The organism is Prosthecobacter sp. (assembly GCF_046154365.1).
Classification (GTDB): domain Bacteria; phylum Verrucomicrobiota; class Verrucomicrobiia; order Verrucomicrobiales; family Verrucomicrobiaceae; genus Prosthecobacter.
This window is the reverse complement of the sequence record NZ_JBJXFV010000110.1, coordinates 38,452-51,889: the sequence shown is the minus strand read 5'-3', so window position 1 is coordinate 51,889 and position 13,438 is coordinate 38,452. Positions and strand designations below refer to the sequence as shown.

Here is a 13,438-nt window from a genome sequence, read left to right as displayed (position 1 = left end):
CTCTTGCCAACGGCGGAACAGGCAGTGGGATAGGTTCGGCGACCAGTTCGTCGGCCAATCTTGTCTTGAATGGCGGCACGCTGCAATATACGGGAGCAGCAGCCAGCACCGACCGGCTCTTCAGCATTGGGAGCAGTGGCGGCACGTTGAACTCGTCAGGGACAGGTGCAGTGAACTTCACCAACACGGGCAGCATGGGCTTCAACGGCCAGACTGGCGCGCGCACCTTCAGTCTTATCGGCTCCAACACCAGCAGCAACACCATCGCCGCAGTCATTGGTGATAACACCGGTTCGACTTTTCTTGCAAAGTCTGGCACCGGCACCTGGGTGCTGACCGGCAACAACAACTACACCGGCACGACGACGATCAGCGCGGGCACATTGCAGATCGGCAACGGCGGCACCACCGGATCGCTCTCTTCCAGCAGCGCGATCACCAACAACGGCACGTTTGCGGTCAACCGCAGCAATGCGGTGGCACAGGGTGCGGATTTCAGCAGCGCAGGCATCAGCGGAACCGGCGGGTTCACCCAGGCGGGCAGCGGCACCACGACGTTGAATGCGGCCAACACTTACACCGGAGTCACGGCGGTGACCGACGGCGGTTTGACGCTGGCGAGCACCGGATCGCTGGGCAACACGGCGATCACCGTCAGCAATGCGGCCACCGTCTTCTCCGTGCTGACGGGTTCAGGCAGCGTGAATGTCGGTCTCTCGACGGCTGGCTCTGCAGGCGCGAGGTTGACGATGGGATCAGGAACGGTGTTGACGATGCAGGACGGAGCGGTGGGCACGTTCAATCTTCAGCAGCAGTCCAGTTTCGGCGCGGCGGTCACGGCGCTGACGATCAGTGGCGCGACATTGAACTTTGACCTCGGCAGCAGCGGGTCGGACCTTCTCGCGGTGGGCGTGGGCAAGGCGGCCGTCAGCGGCACGAACATCATTGATCTCAATTTGCTGGGTTCGAGCTTGAGCAACGGGACTTACAATCTGATCACGGCGAACCAGGGCCTCACCGGCACGTTCCAGTTCGCCACCGGCCTGACGAAGCAGACGGTGAGCCTCGGCGGTACGGCGTATGCGCTAAGTCTGCTGAACTCCGCCACCGCACAGCAGATCAATGTGAGCACCCCGGTCGCCCTGACCTGGACCGGACAGACTTCCGGAAATGGTGTGGCGGATTCAAGCTGGAACGACAGCGGGTCGAGCAACTGGGCCGACGGCAGCGGCGTGGGCAGCGCGACTAACTACGTGAACGGCGTCGGCGTGACCTTCCAGGACGTCAACGCTGTGACCAGTTCCAATGTGACCAATTTGACCGTGACGATTCAGGCCCCAGGCGTGAGCCCGACCTCGGTGCTCTTCAACAACTCGGCGGTGGATTACATCGTGGCCAACGCGTCCGGCACCATCGGCATCACCGGCACCACCGGCCTGACCAAGCAGGGGACTGGCACCGTCACGCTCAGCAGCGACAACACGTACACTGGAGCCACGACGATCACGGCGGGCACGTTGCAGGTGAATGGCTCGCTGGCGGCCGGCAGCACGGTGGGAGTCGGCACAGCAGGCACTTTGAGCGGTAGTGGTACGATCAATGGCGATGCGACGCTGACCGGAGCGGGCATCATCAATCTGACCAATCCCGGCATTATCGGCGGCGCGCTCGGCGTGACCGGCGGCAACTGGAACGGCGCTGGCAGTGTCACGGGACTCGTCACCTCAAGCAGCGGTGCGTTCACAATTGGGGCCGGGGCCAATCTGACCGCGAACAGCGGCTTGAGCGTGACGGGCGGCAGCATTGCCAGCGGCAGCAGCACGAGCACGATCACCGGTAGTGTGAACTACACGAGTGCTTCAGACAGCACCTTCAGCGGCGTGATTGCCGGCAGTGGCAAGAGTGTGACGATGAACAACAGCGCGGCGACGCTGATCCTCGATGGTGCGAACACCTACACCGGTGCGACGACGATCACGGCGGGAACGTTGCAACTGGGCAGCGGTGGCACGACTGGAACGCTTGCCACCAGCAGCGTGATCACCAACAACGGCACGTTTGAGATCAAGCGCAGCAACGCGGTGGTGCAGGGGACGGACTTCAACGGCGCTGGCATCAGCGGAATGGGCGGGATCACCCAGGCTGGCACAGGCACGACCACCTTGAACGCCACCAACACCTACACCGGAGCGACGCTGGTGAGCGCCGGGACGCTGCAACTGGGTTCGACCGGAGCTCTGGGCGACGTTGGGACTCACACCTCCGAGGTGACAGTGAGCAATGGTGCAACCCTTGACCTCAACGGTGTCACCGCGATGGCAAACACCGTGGACTTGAATCTCAACGGGACTTCCACGGCAACGGCGGGCGCTTTGACCAACAGCAGTGGCACTGCGGCGACCTGGGCGGGCACGGTGACACTTCAAAGCGCGAGCAGCATCGGCAGCAACAACGGCAACATCGTCCTCAGCGGCAATATCAGCGGCGGCTTCGCTTTGACCAAGGTGGGATCCGACAAGCTCACACTCACAGGTGTGAGCAACGGCAGCACCACGACAACGATCAGCGCGGGCACGTTGGAAATCGGCAATGGCGGCACCAGCGGCGTGCTGGGCAGCGGTTTGGTGATCAACAACGGCAACCTGACGATCAATCGCAGCGATGCGTTCACGATCGGGGCGGCCAACGCGATCAGCGGCACGGGTTCCTTCACGCAGGCGGGTGGCGGCACCACGACGATCACCGGAGCCAACAGCTACGCCGGAGCGACGACCATCAACGCGGGCACGCTGGAGATCGCCACAGGCGGTTCGCTGGATGGAACGAGCAGCGTGTCTTTGAACAGCGGCACCCTTCTCATCTCATCCGCGACCAACAATGTAGTGAACTCAGGCACATCGGCAGTATTCACGGTCGGGGCAGGGGGCGGAACGCTGGGCTTCGCGGATGCGCTCTCGGGCAACACGCAGACGTTCGGCGCTATCACGGTCGGAGGGGCCTTCACGGTGAACTTTGGCACTGGCAACACCAACAGCGTGATCTTCGACAGCCTGAACGGTGTTCCCGCAAACACGATCCTGGTGAAGGGCTGGACCGGCACGGTTTACTCAATCACCGACACCATCGACAACGGCAGCCTCACGCAGGATCACCTGGTGTTTAACAATGATCCGGGCTTCGCGGCGAACACAGCGCTGTCAGCCTTCACCTTCACGAATGATGCCGGTGCGTTTGTTGGCAGAGGTCTGCAGGTGGCTTTGGGCGGCCAGTTTGAGATCGTCGCCCTCGCCGATCCGGACGTTTTCTGGAACAGCTCTGTGAACAGTTCCTGGGGTGCAGGCAGCGCCACCACTTCCAACTGGTACACTACCGCCGCAGGCACGACTACGGCAACCCTGCCAGGTTCGGGAACGACCGTCCACATGACGGCGAATTCGGCGAGTTCGCTGACCACCTCGCTGGATGGCAGCTACAGCATTCGCGGTATCATTTTCTCAGGAGCGGGTACGGCCGCAGACAGTGGCAATGTGACCATCGCCAACGGCACCGGAGTGAACGTGCTGACCATCGGCACCAGTGGCATCACCGATTCCAGCGCCAGCGCCGCACACACCATCAGCGCAAACATCGCCCTCAACGGCAGCCAGACCTGGTCCAACGCGAGCAGCGGCGTGCTGACCATCAGCGGTGCCACCGTGACAGGCACCGGCAACCTGATCATCGACGGCGCTGGCAATACGGCCATCAGCGCAGCGATCCAAACGGGCACCGGCACGTTGACCAAGAACGGCACGGGCACGCTGACCTTGAGCGGATTGAACACCTACACCGGGCTGACCACGATCAACGATGGTGAGCTCGATCTCAACACCACCGGTGGTCTCGCCATCCGCGGAGACGTTACCGTGGGGGATTCCATTGGTGCCGCGAGTTCGGCGATTCTGAAACTGCTGCAGAGTGATCAGATCGCCACGACTTCGGCGGTGATCGTGAACTCAGATGGAGAACTCGCCCTCAATGGTTCGAGCAACACGGTGGCGTCTCTTACTTCGAATGGCGGGAGCATTACTTCGGGAGTGCCTGGGGGTAATCTGACGGTGACGGCAGCGCCTGCGTTCTCCGGCACCGGCAACACGATCGGTGCAGGAGCGACGGTGACGAGCAGCGTGACGGCAACGCTCGCCGCGAACGGCACTCTCGCGATCAATGGAACCTTGGCTGATTCACTGACGGTTGCTTCGGGTGCCACGCTGAGCGGCAGCGGTGGAGTGAATGGAACGACTGGAGTCACCAGCGGTACGATCAACGGCACAGGCTTGACGCTGACCGGCCTGACGACCTTCAACGGCGCAGGCAACATCTTCAGCGGTACGGTGACCTCAACCAATGGCGTAACATTGGCGGGTTCGGCCGCTCTGGCGCTGAATGGAGCCTTGACCGGCAACATGACGGTGGGCGCAGGCACCTTGAGCGGCACGGGATCGGTGAGCGGAATGACAGGAGTGACCGGCGGAACGATCAATGGCACAGGATTGACGCTGACGGGTGTGACGACCTTCAATGGCGCAGGTAACATTCTCAGCGGCACGGTGACTTCGACCAATGGCGTGACATTGGCGAGTTCCGCCGCGCTGGCATTGAACGGCGCACTGACCGGTAATATGACAGTGGGGAATGGCACGTTGACTGGCACGGGATCGGTGAGCGGAACGACGGGAGTGACCGGCGGAACGATCAACGGCACTGGGTTGACTCTCACTGGCGTGACTATTTTCAACGGCGCAGGCAACGTGCTCGATGGCACGGTGACTTCCACGAATGGCGTGACGCTGGCGAGTTCTGCCGCGCTGGCGTTGAATGGCGCATTGACCGGCAATCTCACGGTGGGAGATGGCACGCTGACCGGCACAGGCTCCGTGAGCGGCACGACGGGAGTGACCGGCGGAACGATCAACGGTACGGGCTTGACGCTGACCGGTGTGACGACCTTCAACGGCGCTGGAAACATTTTCAGCGGCACGGCGACCTCGACTGATGGCGTGACGCTGGTCAGTTCCGCAGCGTTGGCTCTGAATGGCGCACTGACCGGCAACCTCACCGTGGGCGATGGCACTCTGACGGGAACCGGCGGTTCGATCAGCGGCAATGCGAGCGTGAACGGCGGGATCATCAACCTGACCTCGGGCACCATCGGCACGCTGAGTGTGACAGGCGGCAACTGGAATGGCGCAGGCAGCGTGACCGGCTTGGCGACCTCAAGCAGCGGCACGTTCACGATTGGATCGGGAGCGAACCTGACGGCGAACGGCGGGCTGGACGTGACGGGGGGCAGCATTGCCAGCACGGACGCCACCAGCACGATCACCGGCAGTGTGAACTACACGAGTGCTTCAGACAGCATCTTCAGCGGTGTGATTGCCGGCAGCGGCAAGACGGTGACGCTGAACAATGGGGCGGCGACTTTGACTTTGGACGGCGCGAACACCTACACGGGTACGACGACCATCACCGCAGGCACACTGAGCGCCGCCAGCGGAGCGCTGGCAGGCACCAGTGCCATTAACGTGAACGGCGGGAATTTGAACGCCGTGGATTACAACCCGCTCGCAACGCTCACCCTGAACCCGTCCGGCACCGCATCCATCTCAGGTTCCAACTTGAACCTCGCTGCGGTGAGTAACGCGAACACCGCGCTCAACAGCCTCAATTTCACTGCAGCCACCGGGACCACCACCCTGAGTTCACTGACCGGGGCCGGTCACACCCACGTCACCAATGACCTGACGATCACCGGCGCTTTCGACACGGGAAGCCTGACGGTTGACGGCGTGGCGGCGATTGGAACCCTGAGCAGCGGCACCGCAAACTTCAACGGCGCGACGAGTGCGATCACCACTCTCAACGGTGGAACGGTCAATCTGGCAACGACCGCACTCAGCGTCAGTGATGGCACGACATCGGGTTCGATCACCGGCAGCGGCGGCAGTCTGATCAAGCTCTCGGCGGGAACGCTCACGCTCAATGGAGCCAACAGTTATGCCGGTCTTACAACCGTCAGCGCTGGAACGCTGGCGGTGGGCAGCAGCGGGAGCCTCAACAGCGGCAACGATCTCAACGTCGGAGCCTCGGGCACGGCCACTTTCGCGAACGTTGGCCAGAATCTCGGAACCGTGAGCAACCTGAACACGGCGGCGGACAGTCTTCATTTCACCGCTCTCACCGGCACCATCACGATCGATCAATTGACCGGTGTCGGCAGCACCACCTTTGGCAGTGATGCCACGATCACCACGGGTGGCATCACGGCGGGCACGATCGGGGTTGCAGGACTGCTCACTTCAGACATCTCCGGCGGCACGGTGAATGCGGGATCGCTCACCGCAGGCTCGGTCACCGGCGGCTCCAACACCATCACCGGTGCCGCTGGCATCACCACCGTGAACGGCGGCACGACCACGGTGGGCGGCGTCGCCACCGTTGCGGCACTCACCAGCGGTGTGGTCAATTTCAACGGTGCCACCAGTTCCATTACCACGCTTGACGGCGGCACGGTGAACCTGGGCACCACAGTGCTCACGGTCAGCGGCGGCACGAGCAGCGGCGCCATCACGGGAGCCAATGGCAGCGTGGTCAAGGACACGGCCAACATGCTGACGCTCACTGGCGCGAACACTTACGGCGGCACCACCGACGTCAACGCCGGAGTCCTCGTGGTGAACGGCTCTCTCACCGGTGGTGCCGCATTGACGGTTGCCTCGGGGGCCGCCATTGCGGGTGATGCGGGTTCCGTCACCACCGCCGTCAATGAATCCGTGTTTCTCAACGGCATCCTCAGCGTGGGCGATCCGAATCTCGTTTTGCCGGTGGCCTCGACGTTTTCGGTCAGCACTTCGGGGGCCGGCAGCATCATGATGGGACTCGGCAGTTTCCTCGCCGTGGACGTCTTCACCACAACGGGCATCGCTGACACACTCAATCTCACCGGGACACTGGATGCCACAGCCGGGGGCGCATTGGTGATCGGCAATCCCAATACGATCGTCGTCTCCGGTGGTGATCAATGGCAGGTTGTTAATCTCAATGGCGGTGCGGGAACCATCACCGGCACTCTCGGGCTCGACTCCAGCGCTTTGGCGCTCACGCCCAATCAGGTGGCGAATTTTGACCAGAACTCCGGCCTTCTCAAAGTCATCGATGTCAGCTCCGGCCTGCAGACCTCTGGAGCACAGGATCAGAGTGTGATGAGCGGCGTGCAGGGCCTAATGGGCGACGTCAACGGCCGTCTTTTTAACCTCCGCGCCGGGGGGGGCGAGGAGATGAACGGCGGCATCGGGCAATCACTCGACGAAGGAGTCATTGAAGGCGAAGGCGATGGTCCGGGGGACGGTCCCGTCGCGAAAAAAGTGCTGCGTTCGCGGCAATGGGAGGTCTTCACCACAGTGAACTACGCCAATGTCCAGCTTAACTCCATCGGCACGCAGGCGGGGGTGGAGTCCTATACATGGGCGCCGGGCGTGGGCATCGAACGTCATGTCTCACGCCACGTCGCCGTCGGTCTGGCGATGAGTCTGCATGAGAGCCACCAGACTTATACCGGCAGCCTTGGCACGCTCGACATCGAAGGCGTCGCCGCCTCCGCCTATGCCTCCTATGTGGGCAGGTCATTCTGGGTGGATGTCCTGTACAGTTTGGGCCGTTTTGAGCTCAATTCCGAGCGCAATGCCGTCGGCTTCCCCGTGGCCATGGGCGCCACGACCGCCTGGACCAATGCGGTGCAGATCAACGGCGGCTGGAACTTCCGGTTCCAGGACGACACACTGGTAACCGGTCCGTTTGCCGGGGTGGACTACCTGAATGTCGCGGTGGAAGGTTACAATGAAACCGGTGGTGGCATCGGCGCACTCGCCTATGGCAGCCGCAGCATCGATTCGCTCGTCACCCGCATTGGCTGGAGTGTGAGCAAACGGATTGAAACGGACATTGGCTCGATCACCACGCAGTTGCGTCTGAGCTACGAACGCCAGAACATCAGCAACAACGCCGGCACCAGCGTGAACCTGATCAATCAGCCGTTTTCGGCCACCAGCAACAGCCGGTCTCCCGGTCAGGATTACCTGATGGCCGGTCTGGGTGTGAGCTTCCAGTTTAGTCCGACCCTCAGCATGCAGTTGAACTATCAGGGCCAGTTCTTCCGCCAAAACATGCAGGCGCACTTCGGTGGTTTGCGGATCAGCTACCAGTTCTGAGCCGGCGGCTCTGTGTCAGCAGGTGAGTGCGCGCTCTGCTTCAGAGCAGCCGCTTGCGCTTGAACCAGATGATCGGCAGCACGGCGGAGATGATGAGCAGCAGGATCACGGCGGGGTAGGCCCAGGGCACTTTCAGCTCGGGCATGTGCTCGAAGTTCATGCCGTAGATGCTGGCGATGAGCGTCGGCGGCATGAACAGCACGCTGGCGACGGTGAAGATTTTGATGATCTGGTTCTGCTGGATGTTGATGAGGCCCAGGGTGGACTCGAGCAGGAAGGTCATCTCCTGCATCTGCTGGCCGGTGTATTCGTCCAGGCTCTTGATGTCACGCATGACGCTGCGGAACTGGCTGGCGAGGTCGCCGCGCATCCAGGTGGCGGCGTTGTTGAGGAAGTATTGCAGCATGCGGCTGAGGCTGAGCAGGCTCTCGCGCAGGTTCGCCACGAGGGCGCTGCGGCGGCCGAGCAGCTTCACCACGTCGCTGAGGTCTTTTTCCACGCTGGCGTGCGCTTTGTGCGGATCGAGGCGGAAGATGTCGCGGCAGACTTTTTTCATGTCGCCTTCGACACCCTGAAGCGCATCAGCAATGCGGGCGACGATGAGTTCGAGCAGCAGGAGGAAGACTGCATCGCTGCTGAGCGGCGTGCTGCATTGGCGGCGCGCCTGATCCACGAGCACGCGGAATGCCATCGGGTCCGCATAGCGCACGGTGGTGAGGCAGTCGGGTGCGAGCACGAAGGAAATGGCGGTGCTGTCAGGATCAGGCGTGTCGAGGCCCACTGGCAGCCAGGCGGTCATGTACAACGTGCCTTTTTCCATGTAGAGTCGGCTGGACTCCTCGATCTCCTGCATTTCTTCCCGCGTGGGGAGCTGGTATTCGAGCCACTTTTCCGCTTCGAGTTCCTCGGCGCGGCCGGGATTCAACAGATCGAGGAAAACGAGGTTGTCCGGGAATGGACGCGTCTTTTCATCGTTCCAGTCGATGAGCTGTCCTTGCTGTGTGAGAAGTCGAACCATGCGGGCGGGGGTGGGGGGCGCGAACCGTAGTCATGGGGCATACAAGCGCCAGAACAAACAGGATGGGAGTGGTGGATTGTTGGTGTGGTGGAGTGCTGGAGAAATGCCAGACCGCCCCGCTTCAACAACCCATTACTCCGTTCCTCAATACCGCGGCAGTTCCGGGTCCACCATGTCCGCCCAGGCATCGACGCCGCCGCGCATGCTTTGCGCCTGGGCGAAGCCGTTCTGCCGCAGCCATTGCGCCGCACGCTGGCTGCGCATGCCGTGATGGCAGTAGATGATGAGATGCTCCTGCGTGTTCGTGAACATCTGCGGCGCCAGTTCGCCAAAGCGTGAGAGCGGCACCAGCACCGCATCGGGCAGATGGCAGATGTGCCATTCATCTTCTTCGCGGCAGTCGATGAGGCGGAAGGTGCGCGCGCCGGGCCGCTCCAGCAGGTAGCTGACATCCGTGGGGCCGATTTCGAGCGGTGATTCCGGTGTCATGACATTAACAGAGTGAAAATCAGGGCCGCACGGTGACTGGCGTGCCGGTGGCGACGTTGTGGTAGAAAGTGGCCGCCATGTGGGCCGGCATGCGCACGCAGCCGTGCGAAGCGGCGTAACCCGGCAAAAAGCCTTCGTGCATGCCGATGCCGCCGGTGAAGCGCATGAAGTGGTGCATCTTCGAGCCTTCAAAGCGCGTGCCAGGAGGAGCCTTGTCCTTCGTCACATCAATGTTCGCCATGACCACGTTGCCCGCGCCATCGACGAAGTCACCGTACAGGTTTGATTTATGCCACTGGTCCTTCTGGATGACCTTGAAATTGCCGGTCTTGGTCGCGTGTTTTTCGTCGCCAGTGGAAAGCGCGGAGACGCCGGCCAGCGTGCCGCCTTTGTAGAAGTAGGCCTTCTGGTCGCTGAGGTCGATGGTGATGCTCGGTGAGCCGCCGACGCCGTCGCCATCCCAGTAGGAGACCTGATCGGCATTGTAGAGGGCGGAATGCGGCACACTGGTCGTGGCGAAGGCTTCGAGGTACTGCGTTTGTCCGCGTGAACTGCCGCCCTGGCAGGAGGCCAGCAGGGCGAGTGCGGAGAGCAGAAATAGACGGAGGGCTTGGGGGACTACCAGTTGACTCATGCGTGTGTGGGCGGGCGCGTTTTCGCCGCGATGTATCCGCTGCCACAGGGCATCTGTCCAGCGTCAATCAATGCACGCCGTGGTCCGCGAGATAGCGTTCTGCCTCCAGCGCGGCGGCACAGCCCTGGCCGGCGGCGGTGATGGCCTGGCGATAGACGTGGTCGGCCACGTCACCGGCGGCGAACAGGCCCTCGGTCTTCGTGCGTGTGCCGGTGGTTTGCAGGATGTAGCCGTTCTCATCAGTATCGACGAGATCGCCGAGGAAGCTGCCGTTCGGCACATGGCCGATGGCGACGAAGACGCATTTCAGCTCCAGCTCGCTTTTTTCGCCGGTGACGAGGTTTTGCAGTGTCACGGCACGCATCTCGCCTTTGTCGTCGGTGAGGTAATCGCTGACGGTGGAGTTCCAGACGGGTTTGATCTTCGGATTCGCGAGCGTGCGGTCGGCCATGATCTTCGAGGCGCGCAGACTGTCGCGGCGGTGGATCAAATAGACGGTGCTGGCGAATTTGGTGAGGAATCCGGCCTCCTCGCACGCGCTGTCACCGCCGCCGATGACGCAGACGGGCACATTGCGGTAGAAGGCGCCGTCGCAGGTCGCGCAACTGGTCAAACCGTGGCCGATGAGGGATTTTTCGTTCGGCAGGCCGAGATGCTTGGGTGACGCACCGGTGGCGACGATGACGCTGTGCGTCTCATAGACCGTGCCGCCTTCGGTGGTGACTTCAAAATGGCCTGCGGCGGTTTTTTTGACGCTGCTGACGAGCGAGTACTCGATGCGTGCGCCGAATTTCTCGGCCTGCGTCTGCATGTTCATCATCAGCTCCGGTCCCATGATGCCGTTGGGGAAACCGGGGAAGTTTTCCACCTCGGTGGTCGTGGTGAGCTGACCGCCAGGCATGTTGCCGGAGAGGATCAGAGGCTTCAAATTGGCGCGGCCGGTGTAAATGGCCGCAGTGTAGCCGGCGCAGCCGGTGCCGATGATGATGACGTTTTCCATGTGAGGTCGGGGAGAAAGGTCGCGGAAGATGGAAAGGCTGGCTGAGAGCGCAACCTGCGCTTTTTCCAGTCTCGTTGTTGGAGATTGCGCGAACCCGGTTTATGCCAAAACGATGCTCAACCCAGCCACGGACGCCAAAGCCAGCCGCCGCTCCCTTGCGACGCTGTTTTTCTGCACGGCGATGCCGATGGGCATGTGGGGCGTGCCGTTGGCGAACGTCTTCACTGCGCACGGTCGCGGCCATCTGGTGCCGTGGGTGTTTGCGACGACTTCATTCGCCGCGTTTATCTCGCCTTTGTTTGTGGGGGCGCTGGCGGATCAAAAACACTCGCCCGTGCTGCTGCTGCGCTGGCTCACGGCGCTTACCAGTCTCGCCCTGCTCATCACCTGCGGTTCGCTGGCCTGGGGCTGGAGTGATGCCGCCGTGCTGGCCTGCGCGCAGGTGCAGGCGTTCGTCGCCACACCGGTGTGGAGCGTGACCAGCAGCATCGTGTTTTCGCAATTGCATGATGCCAAGCAGCAGTTCGGTCCGCTGCGGGCCTGGGCCACCACTGGGTGGATGGTCGGCTGCTGGATTGTGAGCTTCGTGCTGCGTGCGGATGCTTCGCTCGTGGCCGGTGTCACCGCCGCAGGCTTGTGGCTCGTGGTGATGACGCTGACCTGGCGGCTGCCGATGATTCCGCCCGGCGAAGTGCTGCAACATCGCACTTGGCGACAGATTCTCGGCCTCGACGCCCTCGAACTGCTCAAGCATCGCGATCATCGTGTGGTGTTCATCACGGCGGCGTTGTTCTGCATTCCGCTTGCCGCCTTTTATCCCTACACCTCGCGTCAGCTGCATGATCTCGGCGTGAAAAACATCTCCGCCGTGCTGTCGCTGGGCCAGACCACGGAAATTCTCGTCATGCTGCTGCTAGCGGGCGTGCTGGCGCGGGTGCGGTTGAAATGGGTGTTCCTCTCCGGCATCGCGATCTGCGTCGTGCGCTACTCATTCAATGCTTTCGGCACGCTGCCATGGCTCATGGCGGGGACGTTGCTGCATGGACTCGCCTTCACGCTCTATTTCATCACCACGCAGATTTACCTCGAAGAACGCATTGATCCGAAATGGCGGGTGCGGGCGCAGGCATTGCTCGCGCTGCTGATGAGTGGCGTGGGCAATCTCCTCGGCTACCTCGGCGGCGGCTGGTGGTATGCGGCCTGCACCAAAAACGACGTGACTGACTGGCCGCGCTTCTGGTGGGGCGAGACGGCGCTCACCGCCGTGGTGTGCGTGTTTTTCGCCGTCGCATATCACGGTCGGGCACGAACCGCCGCATGATCGAGAATCGAGTTGATGAACGGCGGGTTGCGCGGCTTACTCCGGCTATGATCCCGATGCGCGACATCCAGCACTATTGCGACGGCATTGCCGCCGCGTTCAAGCCGCTGAAGATCATCCTGTTCGGCTCCTACGCCTACGGCCAGCCGACCGAGGACTCCGACGTGGACGTGATGGTGGTCATGCCGAAGAAGCGCTACCGGCGTGATCTGGGCTATCGCGTGCGCACAAAGGTGCCGGCCGGCTTCCCCGTGGATATTTTGGTTGAGCCGGATGACAAGCTGGCGCGGCGCATTGCGGACCGTGAGTGTTTCATTCTCGACATCACGGAAAAAGGAAAGGTCATGTATGAAGGCGTCCACGCGTGAATGGGTCAAAAAAGCGGAGTCGGATTATCAACTGGCCGTCTCCCTAGTGCGTAGGCGCAAGGTGCCGGTGAGGGATCACGTCTGTTTTCATTTCCAGCAGGCGGCGGAAAAATATATCAAAGCGCGGCTCGAGGAGGCCAATGTGCGTTTCCCCAAAACTCACGACGTGGAGCTGCTCGTGCAGATCGCCACAGCCATTGAGCCGTTATGGGCGGCGTTGGCCGCGGCTGGCAAACAGCTCAGTGATTATGCTGTCCGCATTCGCTATCCCGGAAATGAAGCGTCGGCTCAAGAAATGAAAACCGCCTACAAGCATGCCAAAGTGATCCGCCATGAGGCGCGTGCATCACTTGGTTTGTAAA

9 protein-coding genes are annotated in these 13,438 nt (G+C 61.9%); 4 read left to right on the top strand and 5 right to left on the bottom strand.

The window, feature by feature from the left end; all coding sequences use genetic code 11:
• Positions 1-196, bottom strand: a 196-nt coding sequence (locus ACKVY0_RS14445) for a hypothetical protein (RefSeq protein WP_409215536.1), incomplete at its 3' end; no start/stop codon positions are given.
• Here ACKVY0_RS14445 and ACKVY0_RS14440 point away from each other — a divergent pair.
• Positions 171-8,246, top strand: coding sequence for an autotransporter-associated beta strand repeat-containing protein (locus ACKVY0_RS14440; RefSeq protein WP_409215535.1), 8,076 nt, complete (start codon positions 171-173; stop codon positions 8,244-8,246). The two genes, ACKVY0_RS14445 and ACKVY0_RS14440, sit on opposite strands and share 26 nt — an antisense overlap.
• A gap of 40 nt (positions 8,247-8,286) precedes the next feature.
• Here the strand turns inward: ACKVY0_RS14440 and ACKVY0_RS14435 are convergent, their stop codons facing one another.
• The 4 genes from ACKVY0_RS14435 to trxB all read right to left on the bottom strand — a co-directional run bounded on the left by ACKVY0_RS14435 (position 8,287) and on the right by trxB (position 11,387).
• Complete coding sequence (locus ACKVY0_RS14435; RefSeq protein ID WP_409215534.1) at positions 8,287-9,264, bottom strand: magnesium transporter CorA family protein; 978 nt, start codon at positions 9,262-9,264, stop codon at positions 8,287-8,289.
• A 144-nt stretch (positions 9,265-9,408) separates the two neighbouring features.
• On the bottom strand, positions 9,409-9,753 hold the full coding sequence (locus ACKVY0_RS14430; protein ID WP_409215533.1) for a rhodanese-like domain-containing protein: 345 nt from the start codon (positions 9,751-9,753) through the stop codon (positions 9,409-9,411).
• A 19-nt stretch (positions 9,754-9,772) separates the two neighbouring features.
• Positions 9,773-10,387 (bottom strand): L,D-transpeptidase family protein, encoded by a 615-nt coding sequence (locus ACKVY0_RS14425; protein WP_409215532.1) that lies wholly within the window; start codon positions 10,385-10,387, stop codon positions 9,773-9,775.
• Between the two features lie 67 nt (positions 10,388-10,454).
• Positions 10,455-11,387, bottom strand: a complete 933-nt coding sequence (gene trxB, locus ACKVY0_RS14420; protein ID WP_409215531.1) for a thioredoxin-disulfide reductase — start codon at positions 11,385-11,387, stop codon at positions 10,455-10,457.
• Between the two features lie 112 nt (positions 11,388-11,499).
• On the opposite strand from trxB, the gene ACKVY0_RS14415 reads away from it, so the two are divergent.
• From ACKVY0_RS14415 to ACKVY0_RS14405, 3 genes are read left to right on the top strand one after another with little or no spacing between them, the layout of a single operon-like run.
• Positions 11,500-12,708, top strand: coding sequence for an MFS transporter (locus tag ACKVY0_RS14415; protein WP_409215530.1), 1,209 nt, complete (start codon positions 11,500-11,502; stop codon positions 12,706-12,708).
• A gap of 56 nt (positions 12,709-12,764) precedes the next feature.
• Complete coding sequence (locus tag ACKVY0_RS14410) at positions 12,765-13,076, top strand: nucleotidyltransferase domain-containing protein (protein WP_409215529.1); 312 nt, start codon at positions 12,765-12,767, stop codon at positions 13,074-13,076.
• Positions 13,057-13,437 carry a HEPN domain-containing protein gene (locus ACKVY0_RS14405; protein WP_409215528.1) on the top strand — a complete coding sequence of 127 codons (381 nt, stop codon included), beginning with the start codon at positions 13,057-13,059 and terminating at the stop codon, positions 13,435-13,437. The genes ACKVY0_RS14410 and ACKVY0_RS14405 overlap by 20 nt, the downstream gene beginning before the upstream one ends.
• Position 13,438: the final 1 nt, after the last annotated feature.